The sequence below is a fragment of the Pseudomonas sp. 2995-3 genome (genome assembly GCF_002742565.1).
In the GTDB taxonomy this organism is placed as follows: domain Bacteria; phylum Pseudomonadota; class Gammaproteobacteria; order Pseudomonadales; family Pseudomonadaceae; genus Aquipseudomonas; species Aquipseudomonas edaphica.
The window spans coordinates 504,601-521,536 of sequence record NZ_LJSB01000157.1; the positions used below are offsets into that span (position 1 = coordinate 504,601).

The following is a 16,936-nucleotide window of genomic DNA, read 5'->3' on the forward strand; positions in this document are numbered from 1 at the left end:
TGCTCAAGGCCCGGTACAATCCCGGGCCTTGTTGTTTCTAAGTTTTTAGACAGGATCACTATGCCGGCTTCATTCGTTCACCTGCGCCTGCACACTGAATACTCCCTGGTCGACGGCCTGGTACGGATCAAACCGCTGGTCAAAACCCTGGTGGGCATGAACATGCCTGCGGTGGCGGTTACCGATCAGAACAACATGTGTTCCCTGGTCAAGTTTTACAAGAACGCCATGGGCGCCGGCATCAAGCCGATTTGCGGCGCCGACCTGTGGCTGTCGAACAAAGACCCGGATAACCCCCTGAGCCGCATCAGCCTGCTGGCGATGAATGGCGTGGGTTATCGCAACCTCACCGAATTGATCTCGCGCGGTTTTATCGACGGCCAGCGCAACGGCTCGATCATCATTGAGCGTGAGTGGGTGGCTGAGGCGAGTGAGGGCGTGATCATGCTCTCGGCCGCCAAAGAGGGCGAGATCGGTATCGCGCTGCTGGGCGGCAACCCCCAGGAAGCCGAAGTGTTGGCCCGCGAGTGGATGGACGTGTTTCCCGACCGCTTCTACCTGGAAGTCCAGCGCACCAACCGTCCCAACGATGAAGAGCACCTGCACGCCGCCGTGGCCCTGGCCGACAAGCTGGGCGCGCCGCTGGTTGCGACCAACGATGTGCGCTTTATCAAGAAAGAAGATTTCGAGGCCCACGAAACCCGCGTGTGCATTGGCGAAGGCCGGGCACTGGATGACCCGCGCCGCTCCAAGAACTACAGCGAAGAGCAGTACCTCAAAAGCGCCGATGAAATGGCCGAGCTGTTCAGCGACCTGCCTGAGGCGCTGGAAAACTCGGTCGAAATCGCCAAACGCTGCAATATCGAAGTGAAGCTGGGCAAGCACTTTCTGCCCAACTTCCCGATTCCCGATGGCATGACCATCGATGAGTATTTCCGCAAGGTGTCGTTCGACGGTCTGGAAGAGCGATTGAGCGTTCTGCTGCCCAAGGACACTACCGAAGACTACGACGCCAAGCGCCAGGTCTACGTCGACCGGCTGAATTTCGAGCTGGATATCATTATCCAGATGGGGTTCCCCGGTTACTTCCTGATCGTAATGGACTTTATCCAGTGGGCCAAGAGCAACGGCGTGCCGGTAGGCCCAGGGCGGGGTTCGGGTGCCGGGTCGCTGGTGGCCTATGTGCAGAAGATCACCGACCTTGACCCGCTGGAATACGACCTGCTGTTCGAACGGTTCCTGAACCCGGAACGGGTTTCCATGCCCGACTTCGACGTCGACTTCTGCATGGACGGTCGCGACCGTGTGATCGAGTACGTGGCCGAGAAATACGGCCGCAACGCCGTGAGCCAGATCATCACCTTCGGTTCCATGGCGGCCAAGGCAGTAATCCGTGACGTGGCGCGGGTGCAAGGCAAGTCCTACGGTTTGGCGGACCGTCTATCGAAGATGATTCCGTTTGAAGTCGGCATGACCCTTGAGAAGGCTTACGAGCAGGAAGAAATCCTGCGCGACTTCATCAAGATCGATGAAGAAGCCGCCGAAATCTGGGACATGGCACGCAAACTCGAAGGCGTGGTGCGTAACGTCGGCAAACACGCCGGTGGTGTGGTGATTGCGCCAACCAAGCTCACCGACTTTTCGCCGATTTATTGCGATGAAGAAGGCGATGGCCTGGTCACCCAGTTCGATAAGGATGACGTGGAGGCAGCCGGCCTGGTGAAGTTCGACTTCCTCGGCCTGCGAACCCTGACGATCATCGACTGGGCGCTCAAGACCATTAACCGCGAGCGCGCCAAGGTCGACGAAGAACCGCTGGATATCGCGTTTATCCCGCTGGATGACAAACCTACCTACCAGCTGCTGCAAAAAGCCGAAACCACCGCGGTGTTCCAGCTTGAGTCGCGCGGCATGAAAGAGCTGATCAAAAAGCTCAAGCCCGACTGCCTGGAAGACTTGATCGCACTGGTGGCCTTGTTCCGCCCAGGCCCGCTGCAGTCGGGCATGGTGGATGACTTTATCAACCGTAAGCACGGCCGCGCCGAACTGGCGTACCCGCACTCCGATTACCAGTATGAAGGCCTAAAACCGGTACTGGCGCCGACCTACGGCATCATCCTGTATCAAGAACAGGTGATGCAGATTGCCCAGGTCATGGCCGGTTACACCCTTGGCGGTGCGGACATGCTGCGTCGCGCCATGGGTAAGAAAAAGCCCGAGGAAATGGCCAAGCAGCGCGGCGGTTTCATTGAGGGTTGCGCCACCAACAATATCGACGCGGACCTGGCCGGTAACATTTTCGACCTGGTAGAGAAGTTCGCCGGTTACGGCTTCAACAAATCCCACTCCGCCGCCTACGGCCTGGTGTCGTACCAGACCGCCTGGCTGAAAGCCCACTACCCGGCGCCGTTCATGGCGGCGGTACTCTCGGCGGATATGCACAACACCGACAAGGTCGTGACCTTGATCGAGGAAGTGCGCACCATGAAGCTGCGCCTCGACGCGCCGGACGTGAACGCCTCGGAGTTCAAGTTCACGGTGAACGACGAAGGCCGCATCATCTATGGCCTGGGCGCCATCAAGGGCGTGGGCGAAGGGCCGGTTGAAGCAATCACCGAAGCGCGTCAGCATGGGCCGTTCGAGGATTTGTTCGACTTCTGCGCACGGGTTGACCTCAAGCGCATCAACAAGCGCACCCTCGATGGTTTGATCCGCAGTGGCGCGCTCGATCGTCTCGGCCCGTATTTCCATGATGAACCGAAGGCTTACCAGGCGAACATCGACCGCAACCGGGCGGTGCTGCTCACAGCCATGGAAGAAGCGATCAAGGCCGCCGAACAGACCGCCCGCACCCATGACAGTGGCCACGCCGACCTGTTTGGCGGGCTGTTTGTCGAGGAAGATGCCGACGTTTATGCCAACCATCGCAAGGCCAAGGAGCTGACCCTCAAGGAGCGTCTCAAAGGTGAGAAAGACACCCTGGGCCTGTACCTGACCGGTCACCCGATCGACGAGTACGAAGGTGAAATACGCCGTTTCGCCCGTCAGCGCATCATCGACCTGAAGCCAGCGCGCGATACCCAGACCGTCGCCGGCATGATCATCGCCCTGCGCGTGATGAAAAATAAGAAGGGCGACAAGATGGGCTTTATCACCCTCGATGACCGCTCGGGCCGCATCGAGGCGTCGCTGTTTGCCGATGCGTTTCACTCCGCGCAGTCGCTGCTGCAGACCGATGCCATGGTGGTGGTGGAAGGCGAGGTCAGCAACGATGACTTCTCCGGCGGCCTGCGCTTGCGGATCAAGCGGGTGATGAGCATGGAAGATGCGCGCACCAACCTGGCCGAAAGCCTGCGCTTGAAGGTCAAGACCGAAGCCCTTAAAGGCGATCAGCTACGCTGGTTGGGTGACTTGCTCAAACGTCACCGTGGCGCGTGCCCGGTGACCATGGAATACACCGGCAATGACGCCAAGGCGATGCTGCAGTTTGGTGAGACGTGGCGAATTGATCCCGCTGATGGCTTGATTCAAGCTTTGCGTGACCAGTTCGGGCGAGACAACGTCTTCCTCCAATACCGCTGACGGTCAGATACGTCTGATCTCGGCTGAACATTTAATCTCGACCTAAACGCGCCTCTCCCTTAAGGTAGGGCGCGAATAGACAACCGGCTGGCCAGGCACTCCTTGGCCGTCGACCCAAGACGGACGCTTATGAACCCGAATTTTCTTGATTTCGAACAGCCGATCGCTGACCTGCAAGCCAAGATTGAAGAACTGCGCCTGGTCGGCAATGACAATTCGCTGAATATCGGCGATGAGATCGCTCGCCTGCAAGACAAGAGCAGCACGCTCACCGAAGACATTTTCGGCAAGCTGACCAGCTGGCAGATCGCGCGCCTGGCCCGCCACCCGCGCCGTCCGTACACCCTGGATTACATTCAGCACATTTTCACCGAATTCGACGAGTTGCATGGCGATCGCCACTTTTCCGACGACGCGGCCATCGTGGGCGGTATTGCCCGCCTGGACGACCAGCCAGTGATGGTGATCGGTCACCAGAAAGGCCGTGAAGTGCGTGAAAAGGTTCGCCGTAACTTCGGCATGCCGCGCCCGGAAGGCTACCGCAAGGCGTGCCGCCTGATGGAAATGGCCGAGCGCTTCAAGATGCCGATCCTGACCTTCATCGACACCCCGGGTGCTTACCCCGGTATCGATGCCGAAGAGCGCAACCAGAGCGAAGCGATCGCTTGGAACCTGCGCGTCATGTCCCGTCTGAAAACCCCGATCATCGCCACCGTGATTGGTGAGGGTGGTTCCGGCGGTGCACTGGCCATTGGCGTCTGCGACCAACTGAACATGCTGCAATATTCGACCTACGCGGTGATTTCGCCGGAAGGTTGCGCCTCGATCCTGTGGAAAACCGCCGAAAAAGCGCCGGACGCTGCCGAAGCCATGGGCATCACCGCCGATCGCCTGAAAGGCCTGGGCATCGTTGACAAGGTTATCGCCGAGCCATTGGGCGGCGCCCACCGCGATCCGGCTGCCGCTGCTGCGACTATCCGTGCCGAGCTGGGTTCGCAACTGGCGATGCTCAAGAAGCTGGACAACGAAGCGCTGCTCAAGCGTCGTTATGAGCGTCTGATGAGCTACGGCCTCTAAGTCGACGCAGTACCCAATGTGGGAGCTGGCTTGTGTGGGAGCTGGCTTGCCTGCGATAGCATCAACTCGGTGTAACAGATGAACCGAGTTGTCTGCATCGCGGGCAAGCCCGGCTCCCACACAAGCCCGCTCCCACATTTGCTTTGTGTATGCTTGGCTGCCGTATTCCAGTTCTGCGCCGGTATTTTTGATGAGCCCTACTTTACCCGCCAAACTTCTGCGAAACCTCGCCCCTTGGCGCAACGCCCCCGCCTGGCATATCGCCTTCTCTGGCGGCCTTGATTCCACCGTCCTGCTGCACCTCCTGGCCTCCCTGGCAAACACCGAAACCCTGCCGCCCCTCAGCGCAATCCATGTCCATCATGGTCTGCAAGCTGCCGCCGATGCCTGGCCAAGTCATTGCCAGGGCGTATGTGACGAGCTGGGCGTGCCCTTGCAGGTGGTGCGTGTGCAAATCCAGTCGGGTGCCAGCGTTGAGCGCGCAGCGCGGGAGGCGCGCTACCGGGCGTTTACCGAAGTGACCGGGGCAGGGCAGGTGATGCTCACCGGCCAGCATCGTGACGATCAAGCCGAAACCCTGTTGTTTCGCCTGTTGCGTGGCGCGGGGGTGCGAGGCTTGGCGGCCATGCCGGTGCATCGCCCATTGGGGGGAGGGCACTTGCTGCGGCCGTTGCTGGATGTCTCACGCGTCGAGCTGCAAGCCTATGCGCACCAGCACCAGTTGCAGTGGATCGAAGACCCATCCAACGCCGATTCCCGATTTTCGCGCAATTACCTGCGCAATCGTGTGTTCCCGCTGCTGAGCGAGCGTTGGCCCCAAGCGGTCGCCAGCCTGGCCCGCGCTGCCGAGCATTTGAGCGAAGCCCAGGGCTTGCTCGACGAATTGGCCGTCATTGACCTGCAAACCGCCGACCAGCCTTCGCCGTTTCCCTGGCTGGCCTTGCCGTCATTGGCCCTCGCTCCCTTGCGCGAATTTTCCGATGCCCGCCAACGCAATGCCCTGCGCCACTGGCTGACGCCGCTGACGCGCTTGCCCGACAGCGACCACTGGGCCGGTTGGTATTCCTTGCGGGATGCCAAGGGTGATGCGCAACCGCTGTGGCGCCTGGCCGATGGTCAATTGCACCGCTGCGGCGAGCGTGTGTGGTGGCTGCCTTCCACCTATTCAGCGTTTTCCGACACGCCGGTGAGCTGGTCCCATCCGCAAAACCCACTAGAGTTACCGGGTAATGGTCAGCTTGAACTTATCGGAGAGGCACCTGCAGGCCCGTTGGTGATTCGTTATCGCCAGGGCGGCGAAATCATCGATGTGCCTGGTCGGGGCCGGCGGGACTTGAAGCGCCTGCTGAATGAAAGTAGCTTGCCGGGCTTCATCCGTGGCAGATTGCCGCTGCTCTATCAGGGCGAGCAATTGCTGGCTGTCCCAACCCTTGCGGGGCTATGCGCCTGCTCGACTGGCAAGTGGCAATTACATTGGATGCCACAGAGGTGCGATCAAGGTTTGAGCTGATAGAGGCTTTCCGGTAGACTACGCTCCCTTCTTGATACAACTTCTGTGGATTCAACTGAATCGCAGCAGTTGCCGATTACCAAGCAGTCTTTGCTGGGCGATTCCAAAAAATGTGTAGCGATCAACGTACCGGTGTTTCATTGCTGGTCTGTCACCACGCGGCGGTTTTTTTGAAAGGTGCACTGTGATTAATGCAGGTGATCGGGGGCTTCGGCCTTCCTTCGCTTTCCCCGGCGGCTCGGACCGCTTTAACGCAGACTTCTAGGGTTTTTCATGACGCGCTACATATTCGTCACGGGCGGTGTTGTTTCTTCATTGGGGAAAGGCATTGCCTCCGCTTCATTGGCGGCCATCCTGGAGGCGCGGGGACTTAAGGTCACCATGCTCAAGCTGGACCCGTACATCAACGTTGACCCGGGCACCATGAGCCCGTTCCAGCACGGTGAAGTGTTCGTCACCCACGACGGCGCCGAAACCGACCTGGACCTGGGCCACTACGAGCGGTTCATCCGCACGACCATGACCCAGAACAACAACTTCACCACCGGTCGTGTCTACGAGCACGTGCTGCGCAAAGAGCGCCGTGGTGACTACCTGGGTGCAACCATCCAGGTGATCCCGCACATTACCGACGAAATCAAACGCCGCATCATCAAGGGTGCAGGCGATGCCGACGTGGCAATGGTCGAGATCGGTGGCACCGTGGGTGACATCGAATCCCAACCGTTCCTCGAAGCCATCCGCCAGCTGCGTTTCGAAGTCGGCGCCAAGCGCGCGATGCTGATGCACCTCACGTTGGTGCCGTACATCGCCACCGCCGGCGAGACCAAGACCAAGCCAACCCAGCACTCGGTAAAAGAGCTGCGTTCGATTGGCCTGCAGCCGGACGTGCTGGTGTGCCGCTCCGATCACCCGATCGACATTTCCTCGCGTCGCAAGATCGCGCAATTCACCAACGTTGAAGAACGTGCGGTCATCGCGCTGGAAGACGCCGACACCATCTACAAGATCCCGGGCATCCTGCACTCGCAAGGCCTGGACGATTTTGTGGTCGAGCGTTTCGGCCTGCAGTGCAATGGCGCAGACCTGTCCGAGTGGGAAGCCGTGGTTGACGCCAAGCTCAACCCTGAGCACGAAGTCACCATCGCCATGGTCGGCAAGTACATGGAACTGCTGGATGCGTACAAGTCGCTGATCGAAGCGATGAGCCACGCGGGTATCAGCAACCGTACCAAGGTCAACCTGCGCTACATTGATTCCGAAGACATCGAGAACCAGGGCACTGCACTGCTCGAAGGTGTTGACGCGATCCTCGTACCCGGCGGTTTTGGCCTGCGTGGCGTGGAAGGCAAGATCACCGCGGTTCAATACGCTCGTGAAAACAAAGTGCCGTACCTGGGTATCTGCCTGGGCATGCAAGTGGCCGTTATCGAGTTCGCCCGTAACGTGCTGGGCTGGAAAGACGCCAACTCCACCGAGTTCGATCACACCAGCGGCCACCCGGTCGTGGGCCTGATCACCGAGTGGGAAGACGCCACCGGCGCCGTTGAAACCCGTACCGAAACCTCCGACCTGGGCGGCACCATGCGCCTTGGCGCACAGGACTGCCTGCTGGAGCCGGGCTCGCTGGTTCACGACTGCTACGGCAAGGACGTGATCGTCGAGCGTCACCGTCACCGCTACGAAGTGAACAACAACCTGCTGCCGCAGATCAAAGAAGCCGGCCTGAAAATCTCTGGTCGCTCCGGTGATGGCAAGCTGGTTGAAGTGGTCGAGGCGCCGGATCATCCGTGGTTCGTGGCCTGCCAGTTCCACCCTGAGTTCACCTCGACGCCGCGCGATGGTCACCCGTTGTTCAGCGGTTTCGTTAAAGCAGCACTGACGCAACATCAGAAGAAGGCGTAAACCTGATGGCCCAGAAGATCATTCGCGTAGGCGACATCGAGATTGCCAACGACAAGCCCATGGTGCTGTTCGGCGGCATGAACGTGCTGGAAAGCCGCGACATGGCGATGCAGGTCTGTGAAGAGTACGTAAAAGTGACCGAGAAACTCGGTATCCCTTACGTGTTCAAGGCCAGCTTCGACAAGGCCAACCGTTCGTCCGTGACCTCCTATCGTGGCCCCGGCCTTGAAGAAGGCATGCGGATCTTCCAGGACATCAAGCAAGCCTTTGGCGTGCCGATCATCACCGACGTCCACGAGCCTGAACAGGCTGCCGTGGTCGCCGAGGTGTGCGACATCATCCAGTTGCCGGCCTTCCTGTCGCGCCAGACCGATCTGGTCGTTGCGATGGCCAAGACCGGCGCTGTGATCAATATCAAAAAAGCCCAGTTCCTCGCGCCTCAGGAAATGAAACACATCCTGAACAAGTGCGTGGAAGCGGGTAACGACCAGTTGATCCTCTGCGAGCGTGGTTCGAGCTTCGGCTACAACAACCTCGTGGTGGACATGCTCGGTTTCGGCATCATGAAACAGTTCGAATACCCGGTATTCTTCGACGTGACCCACGCGCTGCAAATGCCTGGTGGTCGCGCCGATTCTGCTGGCGGGCGACGTGCCCAGGTGCTGGACCTGGCCAAGGCGGGCATCAGCCAGTCGCTGGCGGGCCTGTTCCTGGAAGCTCACCCGGACCCGGACAACGCCAAGTGCGACGGCCCTTGCGCCCTGCGCCTGGACAAGCTGGAGCCGTTTTTGGCCCAGTTGAAGCAGTTGGACGAACTGGTCAAGAGTTTTCCGACGGTAGAGACCGCGTAAGCCGCGTTTCTCCGGTAAAGTATCCCACGCTAAACGCTCAGGCCTGCGGGCCTGAGCCTTGTCGCCTGCAAGTCTGCCCTGTTGTTCCACCCTTGCGGTCGGTCAAAAGATTTCCTACAGCTGCGTCGTTTTCGTCAACTTTGGAGTGTTTACAACAATGGCAAAAATCGTCGACATCAAAGGTCGTGAAGTTCTCGACTCCCGTGGCAACCCCACCGTCGAAGCCGACGTGCTTCTCGATAACGGCATCATCGGCAGCGCTTGCGCGCCGTCCGGTGCGTCTACCGGTTCGCGCGAAGCGCTGGAACTGCGTGATGGCGACAAGAGCCGTTACCTGGGCAAAGGTGTACTCAAAGCTGTAGCCAACATCAACGGCCCGATCCGTGACCTGTTGCTGGGCAAAGACCCGCTGGACCAGAAAGCCCTGGACCACGCGATGATCAAGCTCGACGGCACCGACAACAAAGGCAGCCTGGGCGCCAACGCCATCCTCGCCGTGTCCCTGGCCGCTGCCAAGGCGGCTGCGCAGGACCAGGACCTGCCGCTGTACGCACACATCGCCAACCTGAACGGTACCCCGGGTGTTTACTCGATGCCGGTGCCGATGATGAACATCATCAACGGTGGCGAGCACGCCGATAACAACGTCGACATCCAGGAATTCATGGTGCAGCCGGTTGGCGCCAAGACCTTCTCCGAAGGCCTGCGCATGGGCACCGAGATTTTCCATCACCTCAAGGCTGTGCTGAAGGCCCGTGGCCTTAGCACTGCGGTGGGTGACGAAGGTGGCTTTGCACCGAACCTGGCGTCCAACGAAGATGCACTCAAAGTCATCTCCGAAGCTGTGGCCAACGCTGGCTACAAGCTGGGCACCGACGTGACCCTGGCCCTGGACTGCGCGGCCAGCGAATTCTACGAAGACGGCAAGTACAACCTGTCCGGCGAAGGCCACGTGTTTACGTCGGAAGGTTTTGCTGATTACCTCAAAGGCCTCACCGAGCGCTACCCGATCATCTCGATCGAAGACGGCCTGGACGAGTCCGACTGGGATGGCTGGAAAGTCCTCACCGACAAGATCGGCGAGAAAATCCAGCTGGTGGGCGACGACCTGTTCGTCACCAACACCAAGATCCTGAAAGAAGGCATCGATAAAAAGATCGCCAACTCGATCCTGATCAAGTTCAACCAGATCGGCACCCTGACCGAAACCCTGGAAGCCATCCAGATGGCCAAGGCTGCGGGCTACACTGCCGTGATCTCGCACCGCTCCGGCGAAACCGAAGATTCGACCATTGCCGACCTGGCTGTGGGCACTTCGGCAGGCCAGATCAAGACCGGTTCGCTGTGCCGTTCCGATCGTGTGTCCAAGTACAACCAATTGCTGCGTATCGAAGAGCAACTGGCAGGTAAAGCCAAGTACAACGGTCGTAGCGAGTTTCGCGGCTGATTGTTAAGTGGTAAAAGTCTAAGGATTGTGTCGGAAAGTTCACGACAGTGTGTATTTCGGCGCTAATCTGATGGCTATCAAGCACAAGCCTGGGTCTTCCAGGCTTCGTGCTATCAGTTGCTGTAGAAGTTTTGCATGGCTGTCTTTTTTTACTGGATACCCGGATTTCGATGCGCAGTCCCAATTGGTTGTTCCTCGTCTTGCTCTTGTTGCTGGCTGGCCTGCAATACCGCCTATGGGTGGGTAATGGCAGCTTTGCGCAGGTAAAAGAGTTGACCCAGCAGATTGCCGACCAGCATGCCGAAAACGAACGTCTGCTGGAGCGCAACCGCGTCCTCGATGCCGAAGTGCTTGAGCTGAAAAAAGGTACGGAGACCGTTGAAGAGCGGGCTCGCCATGAGTTGGGCATGGTCAAGGAGGGTGAAACCCTCTACCAGTTGGCCCAATGAGTAACGATTTACCGGCCTTCTGGGCCGTGATTCCTGCCGCGGGCGTCGGTGCCCGTATGGCTGCGGACCGTCCCAAGCAGTATCTGCAACTGGGCGGGCGCACTATTCTGGAACACAGCCTTGGCTGTTTTCTCGACCATCCAGGCCTCAAGGGGCTGGTGGTCAGCCTTGCTGTCGATGATCCCTATTGGCCAAACCTGTCGTGTGCCAACGACCCTCGCATCGTGCGTGCGGAAGGCGGCGACGAGCGCTCGGGCTCGGTGCTCAATGCGCTGTTGCAACTCAATGCCCTGGGCGCCAGTGATGATGATTGGGTGCTGGTGCACGATGCCGCGCGGCCAAACCTGAGCCGGGATGACCTCGACACACTCCTGGCTGAACTGGCGGATGATCCGATCGGCGGCCTGCTGGCGGTGCCGGCGCGCGACACCCTCAAGCGCGTCGACAAACATGGACGTGTGGTTGAAACCGTCGACCGCAGCCTGATCTGGCAGGCGTATACGCCGCAGATGTTTCGTCTGGGTGCGTTGCATCGTGCCTTGGCCGATAGCCTGGTGGCCGATGCGGTGATCACTGATGAAGCCTCGGCCATGGAATGGTCCGGTCAAGCGCCGCGCTTGATCGAGGGGCGTGCGGACAACATCAAGGTGACCCGGCCAGAGGATCTTGAATGGCTCAGGTTACGGTGGGCTAACCGCAGGTAGTCAGTTAAACCGTGTCGACTTCATCGCAGGCAAGCCAGCTCCCACCTTTGAAATGCATTCCCCTGTGGGAGCCGGGCTTGCCCGCGATGAGGCCGGTAAAGGCGCCGAATAATCAGCCACAGTACTCCGGCCTTTCAGCCAACCCAGCCTTCAAAAAGTCCACCAGCTTCCTGACCTTCGGCGACAAATGCCGCTGCTGCGGATACAACGCCCACACCGCCGTATTCGGCGGCTGATGCGCCTCCAGCAACGACACCAGCGCGCCAGTGTGCAAATGTTCCAGCACGTAATAATCCGGCAGTTGGCACAACCCAACCCCTTGCAGCGCCGCATCCAGTACCGCCTGCCCACTGTTACAGCGCCAGTTTCCCTGCACTCGCTGGGAAAATTCCCGTCCATCCTGAGCCAGTTGCCAGATATCCGAGCTGCCGATCAGACAGTTATGCCGACTCAATTCCGACAAACTATGTGGCCGACCATACCGCGCTAAGTAGGACGGCGATGCGCACAGGTACATGCGCCGAGGTGCCAGGCGGCTGGCGACCATGCGTGAGTCTTGCAAGCGCCCCAGGCGAATCGCCAGGTCCAGCCCCTCGTGCACCAGGTCCAACTGGCGATTACTCAATTCGATATCCACGCGCAACTGCGGGTACAGCCCCATGAACCGCGTGACCAACGGCACGATGAAGCGCTCGCCGTAAGCCACCGCGCAGGTCATGCGCAACATGCCCTTGGGTTCGCTGGTGAGGTCGCCCACCGCGCGCAACGCTTCTTCACGACCATCTTGCAAACGCTGGCAATGTTGCAGAAAGGTCTGGCCGGCTTCGGTGAGCGTCACCTTGCGCGTACTGCGATACAGCAAGCGCGTTTGCAGCCGTTCCTCCAGGCGCGCCACCTGCCGGCTGATATGCGATGAAGACACCCCAAGCCGCTCGGCCGCCGCGGTGAACTGGCTGCATTCAGCCACGGCGACGAACTCATCTATGCCTTCCCAGCGGTTTTCCAGCATGTTGATTGTCCCTGTGCAGCAATAATGTTTTGCTTTTGCCTGGATTATTCATCAGTGAGCCATGTTTTACACTCACTGCCTCAGTTTTTAACTCCCTGGAGAAACCCGGATGATCAAGTCCCGCGCCGCCGTAGCCTTTGAAGCTAAAAAGCCCCTTGAGATCGTTGAAGTGGATGTCGCCATGCCCAAGGCCGGCGAGGTGCTGTTGCGTGTGGTTGCGTCCGGCGTGTGCCATACCGACGCCTACACCTTGTCGGGCGCCGACCCGGAAGGCATCTTCCCGTCGATCCTCGGCCACGAAGGCGGTGCGGTGGTTGAAGCGATCGGCGAAGGCGTGACCTCGGTAGCGGTTGGCGACCACGTGATCCCGCTGTACACCCCGGAATGCGGCAAGTGCAAATTCTGCCTGTCGGGCAAGACCAACCTGTGCCAGGCCATTCGCTCCACCCAGGGCAAAGGCCTGATGCCCGACGGCACCACGCGTTTCTCCTACAAGGGCCAGCCGATTTTCCACTACATGGGCACCTCGACCTTCTCCGAGTACACCGTGTTGCCGGAAATCTCCGTGGCCAAGATCCCTAAAGAAGCGCCGCTGGAAAAAGTCTGCCTGCTGGGCTGCGGTGTCACCACCGGCATTGGTGCAGTGATCAACACTGCCAAGGTCAAGCCGGGCGACACCGTGGCCATCTTCGGCCTCGGCGGCATCGGCCTGTCGGCGGTGATCGGCGCGGTGAAAGCCAAGGCCGGTCGCATCATTGCCATCGACATCAACCCGGCCAAGTTCGAAATCGCCAAGCAACTGGGCGCCACCGACTGTATTAACCCGAAAGACTACGACCGCCCGATCCAGGACGTGATCGTCGACTTGACCGACGGCGGCGTGGACTTCTCCTTCGAGTGCATCGGCAACGTACAACTGATGCGCGCCGCCCTCGAGTGCTGCCACAAAGGTTGGGGCGAGTCGGTCATCATCGGTGTGGCCGGTGCCGGCCAGGAAATCTCCACCCGCCCATTTCAATTGGTCACCGGTCGCGTCTGGCGCGGTTCGGCGTTCGGCGGTGTGCGCGGTCGTACCGAATTGCCAAGCTATGTGGAAATGGCCCAGACCGGCGAAATCCCGCTGGACACCTTTATCACTCACACCATGGGCCTGGAAGACATCAACAAAGCGTTTGATCTGATGCATGAAGGCAAGAGCATTCGTACCGTCATCCACTTCTGAGGTCGGCCATGAACCTGGAAAACCTGTCGTGCCAGAAGAGCTTCGGTGGCTGGCATAAACGCTACAAGCACCATTCCGATGTGCTCGGTTGCGACATGACTTTCGCCGTCTACCTGCCGCCGCAAGCGGAGCAGGGCGGCAAGTTGCCAGTGCTGTACTGGCTGTCGGGGCTTACCTGCACCGATGAGAACTTCATGCAAAAGGCCGGCGCCCAGCGCATGGCCGCCGAGCTTGGGTTGATCATTGTCGCGCCGGACACCAGCCCGCGTGGGCCGGGTGTGCCGGGCGACCCGGACAACGCCTGGGATTTTGGCCTGGGTGCCGGCTTCTATCTGAATGCCACGCAGGAACCGTGGGCCAAGCACTATCGGATGCATGATTATGTCGTGCAGGAATTGCCTGCCTTGGTTGAAGCGCATTTCCCGGCTTCAGACAAGCGCGGCATCAGCGGCCACTCCATGGGCGGTCACGGTGCGCTGGTGTGTGCCTTGCGCAACCCGGGGCGTTACCAATCGGTGTCGGCGTTTTCGCCGATCAACAATCCGATGGATTGCCCGTGGGGCCAGAAAGCTTTCTCCCGTTACCTGGGCGAAGAGCGCTCCAAATGGCGCGAGTGGGATGCCTGCGTGCTGATCAGCGAAGCCTCGGAAAAACTGCCGCTGCTGGTGGATCAGGGCGATCGCGACGATTTCCTTGCCGTGCAGCTTAAGCCTGAGGCGTTGCAGCAAGCGGCCAAGGCTGCCAACCATCCGCTTGAACTGCGCCTGCAGCCGGGTTATGACCACAGTTACTTCTTTATCGCCAGCTTCATCGAAGATCATTTGCGACATCATGGTCGTGCTTTGCTCGGTTAATGTGAGGCAAAAGTAGGTAGAATCACGCCCTGAATTAAATCGGGGCGTTTTTTTATGCGTATTGGCCACGGCTACGATGTGCACCGTTTCGCTGAAGGCGATTTCATCACCTTGGGCGGCGTGCGCATTGCACACCACCATGGGTTGCTGGCTCATTCCGACGGCGACGTTGTGCTGCATGCCTTGAGCGATGCCTTGCTCGGCGCGGCTGCGTTGGGCGATATCGGCAAGCACTTTCCAGACACCGACCCGACCTTCAAGGGCGCGGACAGCCGTGTCTTGCTGCGCCACGTGGTCGGCCTGATCCATGCCAAGGGCTGGAAGGTCGGCAACGTCGACAACACCATCGTGGCCCAGGCGCCGAAAATGGCACCCCACATCGAATCGATGCGCGCGCTGATTGCCGCCGACCTGCAAATTGAATTGGATCAAGTCAACGTGAAAGCCACCACCACCGAAAAGCTCGGGTTTACCGGCCGGGAAGAAGGCATCGCGGTGCACTCCGTCGCCTTGTTGCTGCGCGCATGAATGATCTGCAATTGCTGGGCCCGCGTGCCTATGGCGAGGCCTTGGGCAGCGCGGTTTTGAAGGCAACGGCTGAAGACTTCCAGGTCGACGAAGTGCTGGACATTCCCCTGAGCGGCGACGGTGAGCACCTGTGGCTGTGGGTAGAAAAGCGCGGCCTGAATACCGAAGAGGCTGCGCGCCGTATCGCCAAGGCTGCTGGCGTGCCCTTGCGCACCGTCAGCTATGCCGGGCTCAAGGACCGTCAGGCGTTGACCCGTCAGTGGTTCAGCGTGCAACTGCCAGGCAAGGCCGACCCGGACATGGGCGGGGCCGAAAACGACACCCTCAAGATCCTCAAAATGGGCCGCCACAAGCGCAAGCTGCAACGCGGCGCGCATTCGGCCAACGGGTTTACCCTGCGCCTGACCCAATTGGTCGGCGATACCGCCGCCATCGACGCACGCTTGCAACTGATCGCCCAGCACGGCATCCCGAACTACTTCGGTGCCCAGCGTTTCGGGCATAACGGCGGCAACGTGGTGGATGCCCGTGAGTGGGCGGCACGCAAGGCGTTGCCCGAGCAGCGCAATGTGCGTTCGCGGCTGCTGTCGACCGCGCGCAGCTTTCTGTTTAACAAAGTGTTGGCGGCGCGGGTCGCGGACGGCTCCTGGCAACGTGCCCAGGTCGGTGACCTGCTGGCGTTTACCGACAGTCGCAGTTTTTTTCCGGCGGGTGAGGCTGAATGCAGCGACCCGCGCCTGGCGATTCTGGATCTGCACCCCACCGGCCCACAGTGGGGCGAGGGTGATTCACCGGCCGGCGGCGCGACCCACACGCTTGAGCAAACCATTGCCGCGAGCGAGCCAGAGCTGCGCGATTGGCTGGTGAACGCTGGCATGAGCCAGGAACGTCGCATTCTGCGACTGCCCATTGGCGGGTTGACGTGGCATTATCCCGGTCCTGACATTCTGCAATTGGAATTCGTCCTGCCGGCCGGATGCTTCGCCACTGTGTTGGTGCGCGAGCTTGTTGATCTGGTGCCGGTGGGGCCGACGGACAACCCATGCGTATTCTGATATCAAACGATGACGGTGCCACCGCACCCGGTCTTGCCGCGCTTTATGCTGCGCTGCAGGATTACGCCGAGTGTGTGGTGGTTGCCCCGGACCAGGACAAGAGCGGCGCCAGCAGTTCTCTGACGCTCGACCGTCCGCTGCACCCGCAGGTTCTGGCCAATGGCTTTATCAGCGTGAACGGCACCCCCACCGACTGCGTGCACCTGGCAATCAACAGCTTGTTGGACCAGGAGCCGGATCTGGTTGTGTCGGGCATCAACCTGGGCGCCAATCTGGGCGATGACGTGCTGTATTCCGGCACCGTGGCGGCGGCCCTTGAAGGGCGTTTCCTGGGGCGCACCTCATTCGCTTTTTCGTTTGCCTCACGGCAACTGGATAACCTGGCGACGGCGGCGTATTTCGCCCGCAAGCTGGTGGAAGCCCACGGCTCGCTGGACTTGCCACCGCGCACGGTGCTCAACGTTAATATCCCCAATTTGCCCCTCGACCATATCCGCGGCATCCAGCTGACGCGCCTGGGCCATCGCGCTCGTGCGGCAGCACCGTTGAAGGTGGTCGACCCGCGTGGCAAGGAAGGTTACTGGATTGCCGCCGCCGGCGATGCCGAAGACGGCGGCCCCGGCACCGACTTTCATGCGGTGATGCAAGGTTATGTTTCGATTACCCCGTTGCAGCTCGATCGCACCTTCAGTGATGCCTTCAGTAGTCTGGATGGCTGGCTTGAGGGGTTGCGTTAATGGCGC

General features: G+C 59.9%; 14 protein-coding genes. 13 read left to right on the plus strand and 1 reads right to left on the minus strand.

Translation table 11 applies throughout. The features are described from left to right. The first annotated feature begins 60 nt into the window (after nt 1-60). The 8 genes from dnaE to ispD all read left to right on the plus strand — a co-directional run bounded on the left by dnaE (nt 61) and on the right by ispD (nt 11,525). Nucleotides 61-3,582 (plus strand): DNA polymerase III subunit alpha, encoded by a 3,522-nt coding sequence (dnaE, locus tag AOA62_RS09965; RefSeq protein WP_017137152.1) that lies wholly within the window; start codon nt 61-63, stop codon nt 3,580-3,582. A 129-nt stretch (nt 3,583-3,711) separates the two neighbouring features. Then, a complete protein-coding gene (locus AOA62_RS09970; protein WP_017137153.1) occupies nt 3,712-4,659 on the plus strand; it encodes an acetyl-CoA carboxylase carboxyltransferase subunit alpha in 948 nt (315 codons plus the stop codon). 190 nt (nt 4,660-4,849) lie between these two features. Continuing rightward, complete coding sequence (gene tilS, locus AOA62_RS09975) at nt 4,850-6,169, plus strand: tRNA lysidine(34) synthetase TilS (RefSeq protein WP_099548558.1); 1,320 nt, start codon at nt 4,850-4,852, stop codon at nt 6,167-6,169. 273 nt (nt 6,170-6,442) lie between these two features. Further along, on the plus strand, nt 6,443-8,074 hold the full coding sequence (locus AOA62_RS09980; RefSeq protein WP_078741105.1) for a CTP synthase: 1,632 nt from the start codon (nt 6,443-6,445) through the stop codon (nt 8,072-8,074). Between the two features lie 5 nt (nt 8,075-8,079). Continuing rightward, nucleotides 8,080-8,925, plus strand: coding sequence for a 3-deoxy-8-phosphooctulonate synthase (gene kdsA / locus AOA62_RS09985; protein ID WP_010212442.1), 846 nt, complete (start codon nt 8,080-8,082; stop codon nt 8,923-8,925). A gap of 157 nt (nt 8,926-9,082) precedes the next feature. Then, nucleotides 9,083-10,372 carry a phosphopyruvate hydratase gene (gene eno, locus AOA62_RS09990; protein WP_017137156.1) on the plus strand — a complete coding sequence of 430 codons (1,290 nt, stop codon included), beginning with the start codon at nt 9,083-9,085 and terminating at the stop codon, nt 10,370-10,372. Between the two features lie 170 nt (nt 10,373-10,542). Then, complete coding sequence (gene ftsB, locus AOA62_RS09995) at nt 10,543-10,821, plus strand: cell division protein FtsB (RefSeq protein ID WP_017137157.1); 279 nt, start codon at nt 10,543-10,545, stop codon at nt 10,819-10,821. Beyond that, a complete protein-coding gene (ispD, locus tag AOA62_RS10000; RefSeq protein ID WP_017137158.1) occupies nt 10,818-11,525 on the plus strand; it encodes a 2-C-methyl-D-erythritol 4-phosphate cytidylyltransferase in 708 nt (235 codons plus the stop codon). Before ftsB ends, ispD begins: the two co-directional genes overlap by 4 nt. 112 nt (nt 11,526-11,637) lie before the next feature. Here ispD and AOA62_RS10005 read toward each other — a convergent pair whose 3' ends face one another. Then, nucleotides 11,638-12,534 carry a LysR substrate-binding domain-containing protein gene (locus AOA62_RS10005; protein ID WP_017137159.1) on the minus strand — a complete coding sequence of 299 codons (897 nt, stop codon included), beginning with the start codon at nt 12,532-12,534 and terminating at the stop codon, nt 11,638-11,640. A gap of 109 nt (nt 12,535-12,643) precedes the next feature. Here AOA62_RS10005 and AOA62_RS10010 point away from each other — a divergent pair, with 109 nt between their 5' ends. The 5 genes from AOA62_RS10010 to surE are packed head-to-tail and all read left to right on the plus strand — an operon-like array spanning nt 12,644 to nt 16,930. After that, entirely contained in the window at nt 12,644-13,756 is a 1,113-nt protein-coding gene (locus AOA62_RS10010) for an S-(hydroxymethyl)glutathione dehydrogenase/class III alcohol dehydrogenase (protein ID WP_017137160.1), read from the plus strand. A gap of 8 nt (nt 13,757-13,764) precedes the next feature. Next, nucleotides 13,765-14,610: an S-formylglutathione hydrolase gene (gene fghA / locus AOA62_RS10015; RefSeq protein WP_017137161.1), complete on the plus strand. Its 846-nt coding sequence runs from the start codon at nt 13,765-13,767 to the stop codon at nt 14,608-14,610. A gap of 54 nt (nt 14,611-14,664) precedes the next feature. Then, a complete protein-coding gene (gene ispF / locus AOA62_RS10020; RefSeq protein ID WP_012722614.1) occupies nt 14,665-15,138 on the plus strand; it encodes a 2-C-methyl-D-erythritol 2,4-cyclodiphosphate synthase in 474 nt (157 codons plus the stop codon). Continuing rightward, nucleotides 15,135-16,193 (plus strand): tRNA pseudouridine(13) synthase TruD, encoded by a 1,059-nt coding sequence (truD, locus tag AOA62_RS10025; protein WP_099548559.1) that lies wholly within the window; start codon nt 15,135-15,137, stop codon nt 16,191-16,193. Before ispF ends, truD begins: the two co-directional genes overlap by 4 nt. After that, nucleotides 16,181-16,930 (plus strand): 5'/3'-nucleotidase SurE, encoded by a 750-nt coding sequence (gene surE, locus AOA62_RS10030; protein ID WP_017137163.1) that lies wholly within the window; start codon nt 16,181-16,183, stop codon nt 16,928-16,930. Before truD ends, surE begins: the two co-directional genes overlap by 13 nt. Nucleotides 16,931-16,936: the final 6 nt, after the last annotated feature.

Bases quoted from the DNA above. Each gene is read 5' to 3' on its own strand.
- eno (WP_017137156.1), top strand. From the start codon at position 9,083: ATGGCAAAAATCGTCGACATCAAAGGTCGTGAAGTTCTCGACTCCCGT.
- ftsB (WP_017137157.1), top strand. From the start codon at position 10,543: ATGCGCAGTCCCAATTGGTTGTTCCTCGTCTTGCTCTTGTTGCTGGCT.
- dnaE (WP_017137152.1), top strand. From the start codon at position 61: ATGCCGGCTTCATTCGTTCACCTGCGCCTGCACACTGAATACTCCCTG.
- truD (WP_099548559.1), top strand. From the start codon at position 15,135: ATGAATGATCTGCAATTGCTGGGCCCGCGTGCCTATGGCGAGGCCTTG.
- tilS (WP_099548558.1), top strand. From the start codon at position 4,850: ATGAGCCCTACTTTACCCGCCAAACTTCTGCGAAACCTCGCCCCTTGG.
- kdsA (WP_010212442.1), top strand. From the start codon at position 8,080: ATGGCCCAGAAGATCATTCGCGTAGGCGACATCGAGATTGCCAACGAC.
- AOA62_RS10010 (WP_017137160.1), top strand. From the start codon at position 12,644: ATGATCAAGTCCCGCGCCGCCGTAGCCTTTGAAGCTAAAAAGCCCCTT.
- fghA (WP_017137161.1), top strand. From the start codon at position 13,765: ATGAACCTGGAAAACCTGTCGTGCCAGAAGAGCTTCGGTGGCTGGCAT.
- ispD (WP_017137158.1), top strand. From the start codon at position 10,818: ATGAGTAACGATTTACCGGCCTTCTGGGCCGTGATTCCTGCCGCGGGC.
- AOA62_RS09980 (WP_078741105.1), top strand. From the start codon at position 6,443: ATGACGCGCTACATATTCGTCACGGGCGGTGTTGTTTCTTCATTGGGG.
- AOA62_RS09970 (WP_017137153.1), top strand. From the start codon at position 3,712: ATGAACCCGAATTTTCTTGATTTCGAACAGCCGATCGCTGACCTGCAA.
- surE (WP_017137163.1), top strand. From the start codon at position 16,181: ATGCGTATTCTGATATCAAACGATGACGGTGCCACCGCACCCGGTCTT.
- AOA62_RS10005 (WP_017137159.1), bottom strand. From the start codon at position 12,534: ATGCTGGAAAACCGCTGGGAAGGCATAGATGAGTTCGTCGCCGTGGCT.
- ispF (WP_012722614.1), top strand. From the start codon at position 14,665: ATGCGTATTGGCCACGGCTACGATGTGCACCGTTTCGCTGAAGGCGAT.